The organism is Amycolatopsis sp. GM8 (assembly GCF_021653975.1).
In the GTDB taxonomy this organism is placed as follows: Bacteria; Actinomycetota; Actinomycetes; order Mycobacteriales; family Pseudonocardiaceae; genus Amycolatopsis_E.
In genome coordinates this window covers 659287-678685 of the sequence record NZ_JAJKFK010000002.1, presented here as the reverse complement: position 1 = coordinate 678685, position 19399 = coordinate 659287, and the positions used below count along the sequence as shown (strand labels likewise).

Genomic DNA, 19399 nt, shown 5'->3' with positions numbered 1-19399 from the left:
AGATTGCGGTGAAGCAGAGCGGAAGAGAAGCCGAACCGCCGTCATAGCGGCGACCGGCGCGGGTTCCACGGTAAGCGGTCGGGATACTTCGCCCGGGCTGATCAGGCTCGGCAAATGGCGTTTCGCGCGGTTGAATATGAGTGCCTACGCTGCGAATCGACGCCCGAGTGAACGGTGAGGGGGCGCAATGGACGCCAGTAGCGCTGCGGATGCCCGGCAGGGTCACCCGATCAGCCCTGATGTCTGGGACAAGCGCGAGATGCGGGAAGCGCTGGCCGCACGCGAGATCAGTGCGGTCTACCGCAACCTCCGCAAGGAGGGCATCTCACAGCGCCAGATCGCCGCGCTCACCGGCCAGTCACAGTCCGAGGTCTCGGAGATCCTCAAGGGGCGGCAGGTCATGGCCTATGACGTGCTCGCCAGGATCGCCGACGGGCTGGGCGTCCCCCGTGGATACATGGGCCTCGCCTACGACGAGGCCACCGAGATTCAGGTCGTCGGCGCAGCCGACGAGCAGCAGGCTGAGGAGGACGAGTCCGTGAAACGGCGGAACTTCCTCGCGCATGCCGCCCAGGTCACGATGGGTGCGGCGGTCTTCGGATCGTCGCCGCAGGCCTGGGGGGCGAGCCCCGCGAGGACGCCGGCACCGGGGCACATCGGGATGACCGACGTGCGCCAGGTGGAAGCAGCGACAAGGGCGCTGCGGGCACTCGATTACCAGTACGGCGGCGGTTTCTGCCGCGACGCCGTGGTCGCGCAGCTGTCCTGGGGACAGCAGATGCTGGATTCCTCGGCGACCAGCCCGGTCAAGTCCAGATTGTTCGTGGCGCTCGCCGACCTGCACAGCCTGGCCGGCTGGACGTCGTTCGACACCGGGCTGATGGACTCCGCGCGCGGGCATTTCGCCAACGCGCTGGAGCTGGCCAAGCAGGGTGACAACAACCCGCTGGTCGCCAACATCCTGTACCGGATGGGCCGCGTCTACCTGCACCAGGAGGCGCCGAACGACGCGCTGAAGTTGTTCCAGCTCGGCCAGATCGCCGCGCAGGAATCCGGTTCGGAGCTGGCCATCGCCGTGCTCGCGGCGAACCAGGCCTGGGCCTACGCGATGATGGAGAACGAGGACCAGGCGCTGAAGCTGCTGGGGCTGGCCAAGGACGAGTTCGCCCGGGCCAACCTCGCGGAGGCCGAGGACTGGGTCAAGTTCTTCAACGAGACCGACGTGTACGCGATGATCGGCACCGTGCACACGGTGCTGGCGCGCAATGTGGACCTCAAGCACACGAGATACGCCATACCGGCGCTGTCCAGGGCGATCGACGCCTATGGCGAGGACATGCAGCGCAGCAAGACGTTCAACCTGAGCGCGCTGGCCACCAACCACCTGCTCGAAGGCGATATCGACCACGGCGCCCGGGTCGGGCGCGCAGCGCTCGACGCCGCCGAAGGCCTCAAGTCGGCGCGCGTCAGGGACCGGATGGCGCCGCTGCGGGAGGAAGCAGAGAAGCGGAAGAACAACCCGGACGCGCGTGATCTCGCGGAGCGGCTGGGCAGTTTCTTCGCTGCCTGACCCGGCGTATGCGGCGGAAGAGAGTGGGTACGAGATCATGCCTGCCGCGACTCTCGACGGCCGTTTCACCAGGGAAAAGCTGGACGAAGCACTGATCGGTGCCGCCGCGCTGCTCGGGCTCGACCCGGGCGGCGCGCGGTTGCTGCGATTCACCAACAACGCCGTTTACCGGCTCGCGAGCGCGCCCGTCGTGCTGCGCATCGTCGGGTCCCGCGCGCTGCGCCACCGGGCGGACCGCGTGGTCGCCGTCGCCCGGCACTTCGAGCGGCACGACGTGCCCGCGATCCGCCTGCTACCGGGCGTCGACCAGCCGATCGCGGTCGGCGAGCACGTCGTGACGGCATGGGTCCACGTCCCGCCGGTGCGTCGCCGGGCCACCGCGAAGGATCTCGGCGGGCTGCTCCGGCAGGTGCACGAACTGCCGGTGCCGGACGGGGTCGGCGACTGGGATCCGCTGGCGGACGTGCGGGCGCGGATCGCCGACGCGGAGGAACTCGACACCGGTGACGGACGGTTCCTGCTGCAGCGGTGCCTTGACGTGGAGGCCGCGCTCGGCGAGGTCGAGTTCCCGCTGCGCCGTGGCCTGATCCACGGCGACGCCCATCCGGGCAACATCATCGTCGGCCCGGAAGGGCCGGTGTTGTGCGATTTCGACTCCTCGTGCGTCGGCCCGCCGGAATGGGATCTGACCCCGCTGGCGGTGGGCCGCGAGCGGTTCGCCGACCCGGCGGGCCGGTACCGCATGCTGGCCGACGTCTACGGCTTCGATGTCACCGCGTGGGACGGGTTTCCGGTGCTCAGGGCGTTGCGGGAGCTCAAGCTGACCACCAGCGTGCTGCCCATCCTGCGCAGCAACCCGCAGGTGCGGACCGAGTTCCGGCGCCGGCTGGCCGATCTGCGGACCGGTCGTACCGGCGACCCATGGGCGCGCTACCGCTGACCACAGGTTGAGATCATCCGGCGACATTCGCCGAAGCCAGGTGACCGCTTGCCGTTTATGCACCTGCACGTGCACCGAGTAATAAATTCGGCTCGACTAGTCACCCTGAATGGTCTAACTGCCACTCGCGAGCTGCAAGTTGCGCTACTTCACGTGACTGGTGCCCGAGTGAGCACGACGGCGAAGCCGAAGGCCAGTCCCATCACCGTCAGCTCCAGGGTCGCCCACGTGGCGAGCGCCGTCCGCTCGTGCCGCACGATCCGCGGCATCAGCCGCCACCGCAGGTTCGCCGCGAGACCGCCGATCACGATCGCACACAACAGTTTCAGCAGCACGAGTTGCCCGTAGGCGGTGGTGAACAGCGCGGACCAGAAGCCGATGGTCGGGTTGATCAGGATCTCGACGCCGGCGTTGAACAGGCCCGTCACCACGGAAAGGGCCAGGCAGAGCGTGGCGAGCTTCGAAAACCGGGGCAGCGCATGGGCGAGCAGCGTCCGGTTGCCGACGAGCAGCACGATCATCGCGCCGAGCCCGCCGGTCCACGCGATGGCGCTCATCACGTGCAGCTCGATCGAGATCGTCGTGTAGTCGTGGTAGCTCCAGTTGGACGCGTGCCCGGTGACCGGCAGCGGCAGCAGCGCGAACAGGCCGAACCCGACCCGCACCTCGGCGGGCACCTTCTCGCCGTGACGGAACGCGAGCACGCCGAGCCCGACCTGCACCAGCGCGAGCACCGCGACGACGAGCAGTGCCTTGCCCGCACCGATGTGCACGACGTAGTCCCAGATGTCGCGCGGACTGATGGTCGACTGCTGGGGCCGGTACTCCGCGGTCTGCAGCACCAGGGTGACCAGTGCCGTGACCGCCCAGATCAGCGCGGCCGCGATGGCGGCGGGCCGCGCCCGGGCGAGCACCGGTTCGCTCAGCTTCGGCCGGTCGTACCCGACGAGCACCGAGAGCAGGCCGAGCCCGATGGTGGCCACGGCCGACAGATCGAGCAGCACCCGCACGATCGGGATGGCGACCGAGACCACCTCGCTCACGTCGGCCACACCAGGCACGGGGGCCGTCGTGGTCAGCGCGACCCCGATCAGCACTCCGGCCAGCGCCGCCGTGACCGCGGCGACCATCGTCGAGTACCGCGGGGGCGAGGTGGTCCCGGTCTGTTTCACTGCTTCTCCCGGCCCATCCGGAGCGCGAGCGTCAGCCCGATCGCCAGCAGCACGACCGCGCCGACGATCCACACCCACACCGGCACGCCACCGCCGGCACCGCCGCCGCTCGAAGTGGCGGCGCCGACCGCGGCTCCGGCCGTGGCCGGGGTGCCGGTGCCGGCCTTGGTGAGGGTGAACGTGTACTCACCTTCGACCGGATGCCCGTCCGCGGACAGGATCCGGTAGCCGACCGTGTAGGTCCCGGCGGGCCCGAGCGGCCGCACCGCGGCGGTGATCACATTGCTGTTGATCTCCACGGTGCCCTCGGCCCACTGCGACCTGTCCGGTCCGAGGACGGAGATCTGGTTGATGTCACCGCCCTGGACCGGCGCGTCGAAGGTCAGCGTGATCTTGGCCGGCCCGGTGTCGAGCGAGGCGCCCTTGCCCGGGTCGGTCGAGATCAGCACGTTGTGCGCGAGCGCCGGGGTGGCGGTGCCGATGAGAGCCGCCACCGTCAGCGCCAGCACCGCGAGTGCCTTGCGCATCTACTTCGCCGCCCTGCGGCCGCGCAGTACCGCGCCCCCGCCGACGCCAAGCCCGAGCGCACCGACGACCAGCCCGGCACCGCCGAGCCAGCGGGCGGTGTTGTCGGTCGACGTGCTCGCCGAGTCGCTCGCCGGTGACACGCTCATGTCGTGGTCACTTCCGGTCGAGGCCGCCAGGTGCACGGTCGGTGCCGGGTGCTCCGGCTCCTCCGCGCCGGTCTGCGCCTGGTCCCAGCGCACGACCTGGCCGTTGTCGTAGGTCTGGACCGCGGGCAGCGCGATTTCGTCCACATTGGACGGAAGGTTCGAGGCGGTGACCTCGAACTCCTGGAACTGGTCGGTGCCCTTGGCCAGCCCGGAGCCCGGCTGTGCGGTGAAGACGATCGACGTGACCGGGTTCGTCACGTCGAGGTTCTTGCCATCCTTGACCGGCGAGGGCAGCTGGGTCTTCACGACCTGGGCCGTCCAGCCCGGCACCGGCTTGTAGCGCACCGAGCTGATCGCGTACTCCTGCTTGAAATCGATCTCGACCTTGATGGTGCCGGCGTCCTCCTCTTCGTTGGGCACGCGGAGCACGATGGCGCCGCTGCCGCCTTTCTGCGGTTCGCTGCCGTAGATGTTCGCGGTCACGTGAGCGGACGCGATGCCCGCTCCCAGCAGTCCGGCGGCGCCGAAAGTGGCCGCCAGGACGGTCGCGCGCAGGGCGCGGTTGTTCGACATGGAGAGTCTGCTCCTGAACAGAATGGAGGGACCAGCGCCGGACCGGCGCTGGCTGGGGTACGGGGATTTCAGGAGCGGACGGGTGGGCCACGCCGCCCGTGCACCCGGCGCAAGAGCACCGAAAGCACGGGAGCGGCGACCGGGTCGGCGGGCAACCGTACCGGCGCGACGGGTACCGGGGCCGGGCGCCACACGACGGGCAGCAGCAGCCACAGGCTCGCGACCGCGATCCGCGCCATCGACTCGGCATGCGTGATCAGTCCGGCGGTGAGCACCGTGGCGACCGCGTGCGCGAGGTACATGTCCAGGTGCGCCGGGGCCATGTGCCCCATCAGTTCGGTCAGCACCAGGTGCATCGCCACCTGCGCGCTGCCGAGCACGGCCAGCACCCCGAGCGGGCCCTTCGTCTTCTCGGCGAGTGCCGCGCCGATCCAGCCGATGAGCACGGTGAGCACGAGGGTCAGCGACGTGTCGGGCAGGCCGCCGTCCGCGAGGGCGTGCGCGGTGATGGCGAGCCCGGCCGAGCACAGCGCGAGCAGTCCGCCACGCAGCAGGCGTGACACGCCGTGCTGTCGCGCTGGCCCGTTCACTCGCCCAGCGTAAGAGACCGCCGTGCGCGGGCGTGCGCAACGGTCGCCACGGGGACCGGGAAATGTATGGACAACGGTTATCTTCCCAGGTCGGCCGCGTGTCGACATGGCTACCGAGGCCCTTCACCGAGTGTCAATGGTTGCTCATTAACAAATAATGAGGAACGGTGAGCGGGTCATTGACCGGGAAGGAGGCTGCCACGCGTGAACCTTTTCGCCTATGTCGCCGACAGATGGAGCAGGCTCTCGCTCCAGGCTTGGCTGCACGTCAGTGAGGTGGTGCAGGCAACCATTCTCGCCGCGGTGATCGGTGTGCTGATCGGCGTCGCGGTGTACCGCAGCCCCATCGGCTCGGCGCTGGCGACCGCGCTGGCGAGCACGATCCTGACCATCCCCTCGTTCGCGCTGATCGGGTTGCTGATCCCGATCGTCGGGCTCGGCGTCGCGCCCAGCGTCATCCCGCTCGTCGTGTACGCGCTGCTGCCGATCGTGCGGAACACCATCGTCGGCCTGTCCGGGGTCGATCCGGCGGTGACCGACGCGGCCAAGGGCATCGGCATGAACCGGTTCGGGGTGCTGACCCGCGTCGAGCTGCGGCTGGCCTGGCCGGCCGTCCTCGCCGGAATGCGTGTGGCCACACAGATGCTGATGGGCATCGCGGTGATCGCGGCCTACGCGAAGGGGCCCGGCCTCGGTTCCGAGGTGTTCTCCGGGCTGACCCGCGCGGGGAGCGCGAACGCCACGAACCAGGCGCTCACCGGCACGATCGGTGTGGTCATCCTCGCGCTGATCCTCGACGGCATCTATGTCCTGATCGCCCGCTTCACCATTCCGAGGGGTGTCCGTGTCTGAAACGATCGAATCCACAGCAAGCGTCGGCGGCACCGACAGTTCCGTTTCCGGCGTGGAGATCCAGCTCGAGCAGGTCACGAAGCGCTACGCGGGCACCCGTCAGCCGGCCGTCGAGGACGTCACGATGACCATCCCCGCCGGCAAGATCGTCATCCTGGTGGGCCCGTCGGGCTGCGGCAAGACGACCACGATGCGGATGATCAACCGGCTCATCGAGCCGACCTCGGGCAAGATCACCATTGGCGGCGAGGACGCGCTGCGGCTCAACCCGGACCGGTTGCGCCGCACCGTCGGCTACGCGATCCAGCAGGCCGGCCTGTTCCCGCATTTCACCGTGCGGCAGAACATCGCCGTCGTACCGGGCCTGCTCGGCTGGGACAAGAAGCGGATCGGCGACCGGGTCGAGGAGATGATGGACCTGGTCGGGCTCGACCCGAGCCAGTTCCGCGACCGCTACCCGCGCCAGCTTTCCGGTGGCCAGCAGCAGCGCGTGGGGGTCGCGCGGGCGCTCGCCGCGGACCCGCCGGTGCTGCTGATGGACGAGCCGTTCGGCGCGGTCGACCCGATCACCCGCGGCAACCTGCAGGACGAGCTGCTGCGGCTGCAGTCCGAGCTGCGCAAGACGATCGTGTTCGTCACGCACGACTTCGACGAGGCCGTGAAGCTCGGCGACAAGATCGCGGTGCTCGGCAACCAGTCGCGGATCCTGCAGTACGACACCCCGGAGTCGATCCTGGCGAACCCGGCCGACGACACCGTCGCCGGTTTCGTCGGCGCGGGCGCGTCGCTGAAGCAGCTGACCCTGCTGCGGGTGCGGGACGTCGAACTCGACCACACGCCGGTGGCCGCGTCGATCGGCGAATCACCGGCCTCGGTGCGGCAGCAGCTGACCGAAAAGCGTGCCCGCTACGCGCTGGTGCTCGACGAGCGGCGCCGCCCGGTGCGGTGGGTGCACGTGCGCGACCTGGTGGCCGCGACATCGCTGGCCACGGCGGGTAAACCGCTCACCGACCACGTGAGTCTCCAGTCGACGTTGCAGGACGCGCTCGAGGCGATGCTCGTCGAGGGCGGCGGGGTGCCGGTGACCGGCTCGCGCGGCGAGTACGTCGGCACGATCCATCTGGACACGGTGATCGGCACGATCCAGCGGCTCCGCGAGGAGCACGCCGAGTCATGACCACCACCACCGTTGAAAGCGGTTTCTCGACCGGATCCGGTTCGCGCCGCGCGGAACGCGGCCGGTTCATCGCCCAGCCCCTCGCCGTGGTCGTCATCGTCGGCGCGGTGCTCGCGTGGGCGCTGACCCGGGACAACGACGCGATCGAAGCGGAAAGCCTGAACGTCTCGACGCTGCTGTCGGGCACCTGGCAGCATCTGCTGATCACCCTTGCGGTGGCGGCGATCGTCGTGGTCGTCGCGGTGCCACTGGGCATGATGCTGACCCGCACCTGGGCCCGGCGCGCCGCACCGGTGTTCCTGACCATCGCGAACATCGGCCAGGCCGCGCCCGCGCTCGGCATGATCGTGCTGTTCTTCCTGTGGACCAACTGGGAAGGCTTCTGGTGCGCGGTGCTGCCGATCGCCTTCTACTCGCTGCTTCCCGTGCTGCGCAACACGATCGTCGGCATCAACGGCGTCGACCCGGCGCTCACCGACGCGGGCCGCGGGATCGGGATGTCGGGGCCGGGTGTGTTGTGGCGTATCGAAATGCCGCTCGCCGTGCCGCTGATCCTGGCCGGCCTGCGGACTTCGCTCGTGCTCGCGGTCGGCACCGCGACGCTCGCGTTCTTCGTCAACGGCGGCGGGCTCGGTGAGCTGATCGACACGGGGTACAAGCTCAACCGCGTTCCCGTGCTCATCACCGGCGCGGTGCTCGCGGTCGGTCTCGCGCTGCTGATCGACTGGGTCGGCGCGGTGCTCGAGGAGGTTTTCGGACCGAGGGGGCTCAAGTGAAGCATCGGCTGAAGGCGCTGTTCGGCGTCGTACTGCTGGCTTCGTCGCTGACGGCGTGTGGTCTGAACGTCAATGCCTCGCTGCCGTACAAAGTGGAGCCCGGCTCGATCCGCCCGGTGCCGAGCCTGCAAGGGCTGAACGTGACGGTGGGGTCGAAGGACTTCACCGAGAACATCATCCTGGCCTACCTCGCGGAGCTGGCGCTTTCCGCGGCGGGCGCGGACGTCACGGACCTGTCGAACATCTCGGGTTCCAACAGTGCCCGGCAGGCCTTGCTCAACGGGCAGGTCGATCTGTCGTGGGAGTACACCGGCACCGCGTGGATCTCGTACCAGGGCAATACCGAGCCGATCCCCGACGAGCAGCGCCAGTTCGACGCGACGAAGGCGGCCGACGAGAAGAAGTTCGGCATCACCTGGCTCGACTACTCGCCGCTGAACGACACGTATGCCTTCGGTACCAAGGAGTCCTACGCCGCCGAGCACAACCTCAAGTCCAATTCGGACATGACGGCGTTCCTCAAGGAACATCCCGACCAGGCGGTGTTCTGTGTGGAGACCGAGTTCGCGAGCCGGCAGGACGGGATGCCCGGGGTGCAGAAGACCTACGGGTTCCCGACGACGGACGTGAAGACGTTCGGCACCGGCGCGATCTACTCCGCGGTGGCGAACGGCACCTGCAACTTCGGCGAGATCTTCACGACCGACGGCCGGATCGCCGGGCTGAACCTGCGCGTGCTGGACGACGACAAGAAGTTCTTCCCGCAGTACAACGCTTCGGTGACGATGAAGACGTCGTACCTGAAGGCGCATCCCGCGCTCGCCGACGTGCTCGTGCCCGTGGGCAAGGCGATGGACAACAAGCAGATGATCGAGCTCTGCAAGGAGGTCGACGTCGACGGCAAGGACGCCGGTGAGGTCGCGCGCGACTGGATGATCTCGAAGGGCTTCATCAAATAACCCGCGTGTTGGCCCGCTGCGGCGCCGTGTTGGCCCGCCGCGGCGAGCCGCTAGACGCCGAGGTGGTTGAGCACCTGCGTTTCCAGCCGTTCGAGTTCGGCGGTGACCGCCTGGTGCGCGGCCCGGCGGCGGGCGGCGGGCATCCGTTCCGCCGCCCGGACCGCCGCCGTGAGCTGCTCCAGGGTGGCCTGCGCGTCAGCGGCGAACTTCCGGTCGTCCTCGGTCGAGCGCTCGGCTTTGCGCAGGTCGGCGAGCGCGTCGGAGACCCCGGCGATGCGCGCCAGCAGCCCGGCGCCGCGGCCGGTGAACTCCGGCAGCCGCTCGACCGGCACCCCGAGCCTGCGCGCCTGGTACCGGTCGTACGCCTCGCGGGCGGCGCCGGCCGCGCGCACCGCGAAGGGCGCGAGCACCGGCACCACCGCCGGCACGATGATCTTGGCCACGGAGACGGCGTTGCGCGCCTTCTTCGGCGTCAGACCCGTACTCGTGGACTCGCCGGACTTCTTACGTGCCATGGCGTGAAATCTACTGGTCGCGCCGACCGCGGGCACGCCGGACGCGCGTCATTTTCTGTCGGAGGGTGCTTCTAAAGTGGTTCACATGGAAACCGAGGTGCTACTCGATGCCGGGGCGGTGAGCCGCTGCCGGCGCCGGGTGCATCTCGAAGCAGACCCGTCGATGCGGGAAACCACGCTGGCGCCGCCGGATCCGGCGGCGGAGCAACGCATGGCCGACGCGGCGGCGCACCGGCTGGAGATCCGGCGCCGGCTGGTCGAGGCCATTCGCCGGGAGCAGGCAGCGGCGCGAGGCGTCTCCGCTGAGGGTGGTGGTGGGGAAGAGGCCGGCTGGGTCACGGTGCCGCGCGAGCTGCCGGCCGGGGAACGTGTCCGCATCACCGAGCAGGCGCTGGCCGACGGCGCGTCCTACATCTGGGGGGCGCTGCTGCCCGCCGATCGCCGCGGGCACCGGCGCGGGGGTGCCGAGCTGCTGGTCCGCTCCGGTGCCGGGTACCTGCCCGTACTGGTGGTCCGGCACCGGATCACCGATCCCGGCGCGGGCGCGGTCACCACGGCCCCGAACCAGCTCGACCCGGCGCGCGCGGTGGTCGACGAGCACCGCAAGGTCCGTTCGCAGCCGCGGGACCAGCTGCGGCTCGCGCATCTGCGCCGCATGCTCGAAGCGCTCGGGCTCGCCGCGCACCAGCCGCTCGGCGGGGTCATCGGGCTGGACGCCGATTGCGTGCTGTGGCACGACCTGGCCGCGCCCACCTGGCCCGGCGGCCGCAGTGCGCTGGCGGAGTACGACATCCGCTTCGCCGACCGGGTCGCGGTCGCGCAGGCGGCGGCCACCGGTGGTCCCGCGCTCGCCGAGCCGTCGCGCATCCTCGACTGCCGCGCCTGCCCGTGGTGGCCGACGTGTGAATCCGCGTTGCTCGCCGTGCGGGACGTGAGCCTCGTCGTGCGCGGTGAGGACGCGATGGAGCTGCGCCGCGCCGGAGTGTCCACTGTGGACAAGCTGGCCGCGTTGAACCTGGACGACGAGCCGCCGATCGTGTGGACCTCCGGTTCCTTCCCGGACGCGGTCGCGCTCGCCCGGGCGTGGCTCGCGGATCTCACCGTGGTGCGCCGGGTCCCCGAGGTCACCGTCTCGCGGGGCGACGTCGAGGTCGACGTCGACATGGAAAGCTTCGGCGAGTCGGGCGCGTACCTGTGGGGCTGCCTGCTGTCCGGCGCGGATATCGGGCTGCCACAGGGATATCGCTCGTTCGTCACCTGGGAGCCGGTGCCCACAGTGGACGAGGCCAGGTCGTTCGCGGAGTTCTGGGCCTGGCTGCGCGACGTGCGCGAGCGGACGGCCGCGGCGGGCCTGACTTTCCGCGCGTACTGCTACAACGCGATGGCCGAGAACCGCTGGTTGTTCGGCTCGGTGGAGCGGTTCGCCGGACTCGATGGCATTCCCGCCAAGAACGAGGTCCAGTCCTTTGTGGACTCCGAGGAGTGGGTGGATCTCTTCCGCGGGGTCACGGAGCAGTTCCTGTGCTCACGCGGCAAGGGACTCAAGGTGATCGCGCCGGTGGCCGGGTTCAGCTGGCGGGATCCGGAGGCGGGCGGAGAGGCCTCCATGCGCTGGTACCGCGACGCGGTCGGCATGGATGGCGCCGTCCCGGCGCCGGACCAGCGCGAACGCCTCCTCCGCTACAACGAAGACGACGTCCGCGCCACCCAGGTGCTCCGCGGGTGGATGTCCGGGCCCGCCAACGAAATCCCGTACATGGGCGATCTCTAGCGCGGCGCCATCCGGATCGAACCGTCCAGGCGGATGACCTCGCCGTTGAGGTAGTCGTGCTCGATGATGTCGACGGCCAGTTGCGCGTACTCGTCGGGGCGGCCCAGTCGCTTCGGGAACGGCACGCTGGCGGCCAGCCCGGCGCGGAACTCGTCGCTGACCGTGGCCAGCATCGGGGTATCGATGATGCCCGGCGCGATGGTCACCACGCGGATGCCTTGCGACGCAAGGTCGCGCGCGGCGGGCAGGGTCAGCCCGGCGACGCCGCCCTTCGACGCGGAGTACGCGACTTGCCCGATCTGCCCGTCGAAGGCGGCGACCGACGCGGTGTTGATGACGACTCCCCGCGCGTCGTCCTCGAGTGTTTCGGTCTTGGCCATCGCCTCGGCCGCGAGCGTCATGACGTTGAACGTGCCGATCAGGTTGACCTCGATGACCTTCCGGAACAGGCCGAGGTCGTGCGTGCCCTTACGCGACAGGATGCGGCCCGATGGTCCGATGCCCGCGCAGTTGACGACGGTGCGCAACGGCACCCCGGCCGCGGTGGCCTGCTCGACCGCCGCGCCGACCTGCTCCGGGTCGGTCACATCGGCCTCGACATAGGTCACACCGGCTACCTCGGGCGCCTTTTCGATGCCGCCGGCGAGGTCGAGCGCGAAGACCCGCGCGCCCTTCGCCGCCAGTGCCGCCGCGGTCGCACCGCCGAGGCCCGAAGCGCCACCCGTGACGATCGCCGCCGTGTCCGTGATCCGCATGCCATTCCTCTCTCACCAGGGCTGGAAGCCTCAGGTTAATGTTCGTTCGCAGCGGTCTCGGGTGGCCCTCCTCACCCGTCGCGCCAAGTATTCACGGCCGACCCCTACAGTTAGCACGATCGTCAACTCCGAATGTCAGGTTGGCTCTATGGGCTCAGCGCGGATTGCCGTGATCGGCACCGGATATGTAGGCCTGACCACTGGCGCATGCCTTGCCAGCCTTGGTCATCAGGTCATTTGCGTGGACGTTGACGAGACCAAGGTGGCCAGACTCGCCGCCGGACAGGTCGACATCCTCGAACCGGGGCTGGAAGAGCTGGTCTCGCGTGGTCTTGCCGCCGGCCGGCTCAGCTTCGTCGTCGGCTCGCGCGCCGCGGTCGCCGACGCGGAGGCCGTGTTCCTCTGCGTGCCGACCCCGATGGGCGCGGGCGGCGCCGCCGACCTCCGCGCGGTCGAAGCCGTGATCGACGAGATCGCCGGCTGCCTGCCCGCCGGTTGCGCCGTGATCACGAAATCGACCGTCCCGGTCGGCACCGCGCAGCGCATCCGCGCCATGCTCGGCCGGACGGACGTGCCGGTCGTCGCGAACCCCGAGTTCCTGCGTGAGGGCACCGCGGTCTCGGACTTCCTGCACCCGGACCGGATCGTGGTCGGGGCGGACGAGGAGCCCGCGGCCCGCTGGGTCGCCGACCTCTACGCGGACCTCGACGCGCCGAACGTCGTCACCGACGCGGCGAGCGCCGAACTCGTGAAGTACGCCGCCAACTGCTTCCTCGCGATGAAGCTGTCCTATGTGAACGCCGTCGCCGAGCTGTGCGAGCGGCTGGGGGCGGACATCGAGTCGGTCACCGAGGGCATGGGCTACGACCGGCGGATCGGCCGCTCGTTCCTCAAGCCCGGCCCGGGCTGGGGCGGCTCGTGCCTGCCCAAGGACACGCACGCGCTCGTGCAGGTCGCGGAGTCGGTCGGGTTCGACTTCTCGCTGCTCTCGTCGGCGATCCAGGAGAACATCGCCCAGCGGGACCGGATCGTCGCGAAGATCGCCGGTGCCGTCGGCGGCAGCCTGGCCGGCGCCCGCGTCGGCGTGCTCGGGCTGGCCTTCAAGGCGGGCACCAACGACCTGCGCGATTCGCCGGCCCTGTCGGTGACGGCGATGCTGTCCGCGCACGGGGCCGAGGTCACCGCCTACGACCCCGCGATCGGCGGCGAGCTGCCGGGCATGCGCATCGTGGACGACCCGTACCAGGTGGCCAAGGGCGCGGACGCGATCGTCGTGCTGACCGAGTGGGACGAGTTCCGCAGGCTCGACTGGTCCTACATCGCGGACCTCATGCAGGGCGATTCCGTTGTGGACACCCGCAACCTGCTTGACCCGCAGGTCGTCCTCTCGGCCGGCCTCACCTGGCTCGGCCTCGGCCGTCCCCGCGCCCGCGTCCTCGCCCAGTAGCGCTCAGGTCGCGGGCAACTCGTAGCGAGTGCCCTTCCGCTCGCCTCGTTGCCGGAGTTTTCCCTCCTGAGTGAGCCGGCGAAGAACCCGGCTTGCTTGCTCGGGTGCGATGGCACACAGGTCGGCGGCCTGCGCACGAGTGATGCGGCCGTGCGCGGATACGAATGCGAGGATCATCTGCTCCTGCTGGAGTGGTTCGAAGCCGCGCACTCGGACATATCCCGCCGACGAGTCCAGGATCCGATAGACCGACGCTGACAAGTGCCACATTCGCCCTTTGCCTTCTCCACGAGCTTCGACCCACCCTCGCTCAACCATCCGGGTCAGCAGAGTGCGAGTTTCGCCTTCCGTACGTTGTGTCAGAGTGGCGAGTTCTGCCGTTGCTGCGCGCCGTTCGCGCAGCAACTCGGAGAGGATTTGCAACTCGGGCAGCATCAGGGGGCGGTCATGATGTTCCTGCTCCAATACCCATTTGGTTATCGCGAGATTCGCTGGTCCACCGGGGAGAATCGCAACCACGGTCTGGTCTGTGGTGCGGCCATAGTCCGGTGCTGGCCGTCCGACACGCAACTGCTCGGCGAACATCCGATTGATACCCCGACCGGTTCGCTCCACGAGGCCGATCCGCTTGAAGGCGTCGGCCAGCACAGCACTCCGTGGGTGCGGTGGGGCAACGAGCAGGTTGTCGATGCGGATCCCCTCGGGAAAGCCCCCTGGACTCGAGATTTCCAGCTGCTCCTCGGACCATTGCACGTGGATGGCACCACGCTTGGTGTAGTCGCGGTGAGTCAGCGCGTTCGCAAGTGCCTCTCGAAAGGCGATCTCCGAGTACGTGGGAATGGCGATCCGAAAGAGACCGAACTGAACCTCCTCCTCGGAATTGCGCGCCTTGAACCGTTGGTACATCTCGTCGGCGAGCCGAAGCAGCGGGTGCCGCATGAACTCGTTGACCTCGACTTCCAGACCACGCAAGACCTGAAAGGCCGCCTCGTGGGTCGGGACGTGCCGGCGAAGCGCGGCTTCACGTCCGAACAACAGAAGCCCGCCGGTACTCACCTCGCTGCTGGGTATTTCCAAGCCCAGTGCACGTGTCAATTCCCGATCGGCGAGAGTGGCCAAGACCTTGTCGGCCCGGTCTCCCGCGTCGGCGACGAGGCGTCGTACTCGTTCGAATTCGAATGGATCAAGGTCATTCCAGGTAGCGCCATGCGCTGGTAGCCGGGCGAAGTCGGCTGCTCCACGATCGATCTCGTGAGCCAGCATCTCGTGCGCGCGGAGCGGCAGACACGTGGGACGGCCGTCGCCACCGATCGCCCGGCGAACATACTTGCCTGCCGCCGTTCCGATGATGCGCGGACTGTCCGGCACCTCGACCGCGATGATCTCGGCGTCGGCGATTGCAATCACGGATGCTTCGCAGGCGATCGGCGGTTCGGTCCGGCTTGCGATGAGCGCCTGCAACCGAATCGGGTCTGTACGTCCACTCTCGTGGCGGGGGCGCGCACCGGTTACACGGCCGTCGTCCTCGACGCCGATGAGGAGGACACCACCGGCGCCGTTCGCAAGACAGACAACCGCTTCTACAAGGTCGTTGTCGGATAGCTGCTTGCGGTCGGTCTTGAACTCGGTGTGGTAGGGCTCTCCGGCGGCGAACGCCTCCGACCTCGACTCTGGGTTTGGATATTTATCGCAACCCTATCTCAGATAGAAGATCGGTCCGATATATATCGATAAACGCCCAAAGTTGCCGACGGGGCACGCTCGGCTAAGGCTGCTGTAGCAACCAGAACTGGATGCCCTGGTTGTCCACGCAGTCCGCGGACAGGCCGTACGGCTGGTGCTCGACTTCGCCGGTCTGGCCGCCGAGTTCCCGGACTCGGGCGAGTGCGGCCTCGAGGTCGTCAACGGCGTACATCAGCTTCCAGCCGACCTGTCGTCCCGGCCCGCCCCACAGGCCGCCGAACAGGCCGTTGCCCTCGACGCCCCACGCGGTTTCGGTGCTGCCCGGCGAGAACCGCCAGCCGAGCACGCCTCCGTAGAACACTTTGGCCGCTTCGTCGTCGGGCACCTGGAACGTGAAGTACGCGGCCTCGCCGTGTCGCGGACCGGTGCCCGTCGCCGTGCGCGGCGGCGCCTGCGACACCAGCCACCGCTGGCCGAACGGGTCGCGGATCGCGCCGCCGCGGCCGTAACCGCTGTCGCCCACCGGGCGCAGCAATTCCGCGCCACGAGCCACCGCGCGCTCGACCGCACCGTCCACATCGGACACTTCGATGCGGACGGACGCGCCGCCGGGCGAAGCGACATGGCCGATCTCTTCGAACTCCTCGGCGAGCATCAGCACGGCGTCGCCGATCGCGAGCTCCGCATGGCCGATCCGGCCGTCGGGCATCACGATCGGGTCGCCGCGCCGGGTCGCGCCGAACACCTCGACGTAGAACTCGATCGCCCGCCGTGCATCGGACACGGCGAGATACGGGGTCAGTGAACGCAGCTTCACGGACGCTTCGGTGCTGGTCATCTCTCCTCCATTCAGGACGGCACGTTGCAACCTCTCGCGTAGTTCCGCGGCGAATCGCGGATCCGGGTCGACCGGCTCCACCGGCGCGCGGAGGGCGTCGAACGGGTCAGTCATCACGGCCCTCCTTCCGGCGGTAGGCGGTGCGGAACGCGGCACGGGCCCGCACGAGCAGGGCTTCGGTCGCATGCACGGTCCGGCCCAGCAGCTTCGCGACCTCCGGCACGGCGAGCCCGTCGAGATACCGCAACGTCAACGCGGCCCGGTGGTGCGCGCCGAGTTCGGCGAGCACCTCCCGGGCCAGCAAGGCGTCGAGCTCCTCGTCCCACGGATCCACGGTTCCGGTCTCGTGCACCAGCCGCAGCCCGCGCTCCTCCCGTTCCCGCCGGCGCCAGTGGTCGACCAGCTTGTGCCGGGCGACCCCGATGAGCCATCGCGTGCTCACCGGCGGCGCGCCCGTGCCCCGGCATGCTGTCACGGCACCGAGGAACGTTTCGGAAGTCAGTTCCTCGGCCACCGCGACGCTGCCGCACCGGGACAGCAGGTACCCGTAGACCTCCGGCAGCGCCGCCTCGTACAGCTCCAGCAGCGCGAACGCCGGGTCCGGACGCACCCGCGGTTCGCTCACATCCCTATCGTCGTCCGGGGAGGCACTTCTCCGACGGGTCGAACCGAAAGTTTTCAGCCACGTGGGTCAGGCAGCCTGAGCGCGGCGATCGCGATGCACGCCGTGATCGCGGCGTGGATGAGCATGACCGTGACGAGTGCGCTCACTCCACCGGTCGTGCTGAGCGTGGCGAACAACGTGCCGAGCGTCGCGACGCCCAGCGCCAGGCAGGTCTGCTGGGTCGTCGTCAGCATCCCGCTGCCGACGCCGGCGCTCCCAGCGGGCACCCGCGAAAGGATCACCCGGAACAGCGTCGGCGCGGCCAGTCCCTGCCCGGCGCCGGTGATGAACGTGCCGAGCGCCAGATCGCCGACGTCCAGGTGCGGCCACGCCAGTAGCGCCGTCGCGACCAGCGTCAGCAGGCCGAACAGTTGCACGGCGAGGCCGGCGACCACGACCCGGTGCCCGAACCGGGCGACCAGCCTGCTGCTGACCAGTGACGCCAGCAGGAACGCGACGGCCAGCGGGGTCAGCGCGAGCCCCGAGCCGAGCGGGCCGAGGTGCAGCTCGTCCTGCAACATCAGGGCGTAGACGAACAGGAACCCGCCGAACCCGACGAAGAACGGACCGGCGATCCCTAGCCCGCGCCGCATCGTCGGCGTGCGCAGGAGCGACATCGGCAGCAGCGGCACCCCGCCGGCCGCTTCGAGTCGCCGCTCGACGGCGACGAACGCGGCCGCGGCGAACGGGAACACGCCCAGCAGCACCCAGCACCACACGGGCCAGCCGAGCGCGCGGCCTTCGGTCAGCGGGATCAGCAGCGCGAGCAGGGTGAGGCCGAGCAGCGGGGTGCCGGCCTTGTCGACGCGGACCGGGTCGCTCGCCTTGGTCTCGGGCAGCGCGCGCAGTGCCAGGATCACGCCGAGCACCCCGATCGGCACGTTGACCAGGAAGATCGGCCGCCAGCCGGTGCCCGCGATGTTCGCGGAGACGAGCACCCCGCCGAGCAGCTGGCCGATGACCATGGAGATACCGCCGACCGCGCCGTAGTAGCCGAGCGTTCGCGCGCGGTGCTCGCCGGTCGTGGTGGCCTGGATGATCGACAGCACTTGCGGCACCATCATCGCCGCGGCGGCCCCCTGCGCCACGCGGGCGATGACCAGCGTGGTCGCGCCCGGCGCGAGCCCGCAGGCCAGTGAGGTCAGGGTGAACGCGGACAGGCCGGCGATGAACAGCCGCCGCCGGCCGAACGCGTCGCCGAGGCGGCCGCCGACGACGAGCAGCAGTGCGAACGCGATGCCGTAGCCGGCGACGATCCACTCGAGGGTGGCGGTGGAGGCGTGCAGGTCGGTATCGATGGTGGGGAGCGCGACGTTGACGATGAACAGGTCGATGGGGGCCAGTGCCGCACCCAGCAGCACCGTGCCCAGACCGGCTCTGCTCAGCGACCGGGTTCCGGCCGTGAGCGTGGCGTTGGTGGTCGTCATGAATACCACGATCCGGCGCCCTGGACCCTGGTACCAGGAGCCCTTGTATCCGGGTACTGGAACTACCTGGTACCAGGCTGACGCTTGTGTGACAGTGGCATCATGACCACTGCCGTACCTGTCTCCGCGGACGTCATCCGCCGCCGTGAGCTGGCCGGGTTCCTGCGCAGCCGCCGCGAGCGGATCACGCCGGAGCAGGTCGGCCTGCCGGTCTTCGGCCGCCGCCGCACGCCGGGCCTGCGCCGCGAAGAGGTCGCGCAGCTCGCGGGCGTCGGAGTCACCTGGTACACGTGGCTCGAACAGGGCCGGGACATCAATGCCTCCGAGCAGGTCCTGCAGGCGGTCGCGGACACGCTACGGCTGGACCCGTACGAGCGCGCGCACCTGTTCACCCTGGCCGGCGCGCCCGAGCCGCCCATGGACCGGGAATGCAAAGCAGTCACCCCGGCCATCCACGCGATGCTGGCGAAACTCGAGCCGTACCCGGCGGCGGTGTACAACGCGCGCACCGACATCCTCGCCTACAACCGGGTCTTCAACTGGCTGCTCGACGTCGACGACCTGCCGTTCGAGGAGCGCAACTCGCTGCTGCAGTGCTTCACCAACCCGGGCTGGCGGGCGAGAATGCAGGACTGGGACACCGCCGTGCCCCGCTCGGTCGCGCAGCTGCGCGCGATGATGGCCGAGCATGTCGGCGAACCGGCGTGGAAACAGCTGGTCAAGCGGTTACGGCGGGAGTCGGCGGAGTTCGCGACACTGTGGAACCGGCATGACGTGGAGCCCATGGTCAACCACGCGAAGCGGATTCTGCATCCCGAGGCCGGGCTGTTGTCGTTCGAAAACACGCACATGTGGTTCGGCCGCCGGTCCGAGACGCGGCTGACCACCTGGGTGCCCACCGACGAGGCGACCGAGCAGAAGCTCTGCCGGTACTGGTCGTAGGCGCGAAAGCCGCTTTTCGACCGACGCGCGGCGCTGGTGAGTGCCGTAGCTTCTGGAAGCGTGTGGCGAGGGAA

The 19399-nt window shown here is 69.2% G+C and carries 19 protein-coding genes and 1 pseudogene; 9 read left to right on the top strand and 11 right to left on the bottom strand.

Annotated elements, in window-relative coordinates:
• Positions 1–187 precede the first annotated feature (187 nt).
• Positions 188–1570 (top strand): helix-turn-helix transcriptional regulator, encoded by a 1383-nt coding sequence (locus LOZ83_RS10640; protein ID WP_236790256.1) that lies wholly within the window; start codon positions 188–190, stop codon positions 1568–1570.
• Positions 1571–1607: 37 nt separating this feature from the next.
• Complete coding sequence (locus tag LOZ83_RS10635) at positions 1608–2510, top strand: phosphotransferase enzyme family protein (protein WP_236790255.1); 903 nt, start codon at positions 1608–1610, stop codon at positions 2508–2510.
• 149 nt (positions 2511–2659) lie between these two features.
• Here LOZ83_RS10635 and LOZ83_RS10630 read toward each other — a convergent pair whose 3' ends face one another.
• The 4 genes from LOZ83_RS10630 to LOZ83_RS10615 form a co-directional block, all read right to left on the bottom strand.
• Positions 2660–3682: a copper resistance D family protein gene (locus tag LOZ83_RS10630; RefSeq protein WP_236790254.1), complete on the bottom strand. Its 1023-nt coding sequence runs from the start codon at positions 3680–3682 to the stop codon at positions 2660–2662.
• Positions 3679–4209 (bottom strand): copper resistance CopC family protein, encoded by a 531-nt coding sequence (locus LOZ83_RS10625; protein WP_236790253.1) that lies wholly within the window; start codon positions 4207–4209, stop codon positions 3679–3681. Before LOZ83_RS10625 ends, LOZ83_RS10630 begins: the two co-directional genes overlap by 4 nt.
• Positions 4210–4929, bottom strand: a complete 720-nt coding sequence (locus tag LOZ83_RS10620; RefSeq protein WP_236790252.1) for a YcnI family protein — start codon at positions 4927–4929, stop codon at positions 4210–4212.
• Between the two features lie 68 nt (positions 4930–4997).
• Positions 4998–5519, bottom strand: a complete 522-nt coding sequence (locus LOZ83_RS10615; protein WP_236790251.1) for a hypothetical protein — start codon at positions 5517–5519, stop codon at positions 4998–5000.
• 204 nt (positions 5520–5723) lie between these two features.
• On the opposite strand from LOZ83_RS10615, the gene LOZ83_RS10610 reads away from it, so the two are divergent.
• From LOZ83_RS10610 to LOZ83_RS10595, 4 genes are read left to right on the top strand one after another with little or no spacing between them, the layout of a single operon-like run.
• On the top strand, positions 5724–6371 hold the full coding sequence (locus tag LOZ83_RS10610; protein ID WP_236790250.1) for an ABC transporter permease: 648 nt from the start codon (positions 5724–5726) through the stop codon (positions 6369–6371).
• The gene (locus tag LOZ83_RS10605; RefSeq protein ID WP_374202646.1) at positions 6364–7548 is read left to right on the top strand and encodes an ATP-binding cassette domain-containing protein; all 1185 of its coding nucleotides are present in this window, start codon (positions 6364–6366) and stop codon (positions 7546–7548) included. Before LOZ83_RS10610 ends, LOZ83_RS10605 begins: the two co-directional genes overlap by 8 nt.
• Complete coding sequence (locus LOZ83_RS10600) at positions 7545–8324, top strand: ABC transporter permease (protein WP_236790248.1); 780 nt, start codon at positions 7545–7547, stop codon at positions 8322–8324. The genes LOZ83_RS10605 and LOZ83_RS10600 overlap by 4 nt, the downstream gene beginning before the upstream one ends.
• Positions 8321–9283, top strand: coding sequence for a glycine betaine ABC transporter substrate-binding protein (locus LOZ83_RS10595; RefSeq protein WP_236790247.1), 963 nt, complete (start codon positions 8321–8323; stop codon positions 9281–9283). Before LOZ83_RS10600 ends, LOZ83_RS10595 begins: the two co-directional genes overlap by 4 nt.
• 50 nt (positions 9284–9333) lie before the next feature.
• Here LOZ83_RS10595 and LOZ83_RS10590 read toward each other — a convergent pair whose 3' ends face one another.
• A complete protein-coding gene (locus LOZ83_RS10590; RefSeq protein ID WP_236790246.1) occupies positions 9334–9798 on the bottom strand; it encodes a DUF6474 family protein in 465 nt (154 codons plus the stop codon).
• Positions 9799–9883: 85 nt separating this feature from the next.
• Between LOZ83_RS10590 and LOZ83_RS10585 the strand changes: the two genes are divergently transcribed.
• Complete coding sequence (locus LOZ83_RS10585) at positions 9884–11569, top strand: TM0106 family RecB-like putative nuclease (protein WP_236790245.1); 1686 nt, start codon at positions 9884–9886, stop codon at positions 11567–11569.
• Here LOZ83_RS10585 and LOZ83_RS10580 read toward each other — a convergent pair.
• On the bottom strand, positions 11566–12324 hold the full coding sequence (locus LOZ83_RS10580; RefSeq protein ID WP_236790244.1) for an SDR family NAD(P)-dependent oxidoreductase: 759 nt from the start codon (positions 12322–12324) through the stop codon (positions 11566–11568). The genes LOZ83_RS10585 and LOZ83_RS10580 overlap by 4 nt on opposite strands.
• A 148-nt stretch (positions 12325–12472) precedes the next feature.
• On the opposite strand from LOZ83_RS10580, the gene LOZ83_RS10575 reads away from it, so the two are divergent.
• Positions 12473–13771 (top strand): UDP-glucose/GDP-mannose dehydrogenase family protein, encoded by a 1299-nt coding sequence (locus LOZ83_RS10575; RefSeq protein ID WP_236790243.1) that lies wholly within the window; start codon positions 12473–12475, stop codon positions 13769–13771.
• Positions 13772–13774: 3 nt separating this feature from the next.
• Here LOZ83_RS10575 and LOZ83_RS10570 read toward each other — a convergent pair whose 3' ends face one another.
• The 5 genes and pseudogenes from LOZ83_RS10570 to LOZ83_RS10550 all read right to left on the bottom strand — a co-directional run bounded on the left by LOZ83_RS10570 (position 13775) and on the right by LOZ83_RS10550 (position 18383).
• A complete protein-coding gene (locus LOZ83_RS10570) occupies positions 13775–14677 on the bottom strand; it encodes an ATP-binding protein (RefSeq protein WP_236790758.1) in 903 nt (300 codons plus the stop codon).
• A gap of 432 nt (positions 14678–15109) precedes the next feature.
• Positions 15110–15397, bottom strand: a pseudogene (locus LOZ83_RS39740) (helix-turn-helix domain-containing protein); the annotation flags it as partial.
• Between the two features lie 139 nt (positions 15398–15536).
• A complete protein-coding gene (locus tag LOZ83_RS10560) occupies positions 15537–16406 on the bottom strand; it encodes a VOC family protein (RefSeq protein ID WP_236790242.1) in 870 nt (289 codons plus the stop codon).
• Positions 16399–16917: an RNA polymerase sigma factor gene (locus tag LOZ83_RS10555; protein ID WP_236790241.1), complete on the bottom strand. Its 519-nt coding sequence runs from the start codon at positions 16915–16917 to the stop codon at positions 16399–16401. Before LOZ83_RS10555 ends, LOZ83_RS10560 begins: the two co-directional genes overlap by 8 nt.
• Before the next feature lie 53 nt (positions 16918–16970).
• Positions 16971–18383 carry an MFS transporter gene (locus tag LOZ83_RS10550; protein WP_236790240.1) on the bottom strand — a complete coding sequence of 471 codons (1413 nt, stop codon included), beginning with the start codon at positions 18381–18383 and terminating at the stop codon, positions 16971–16973.
• Positions 18384–18485: 102 nt separating this feature from the next.
• Here LOZ83_RS10550 and LOZ83_RS10545 point away from each other — a divergent pair, with 102 nt between their 5' ends.
• Entirely contained in the window at positions 18486–19325 is an 840-nt protein-coding gene (locus tag LOZ83_RS10545) for a helix-turn-helix transcriptional regulator (protein WP_236790239.1), read from the top strand.
• Positions 19326–19399 lie beyond the last annotated feature (74 nt).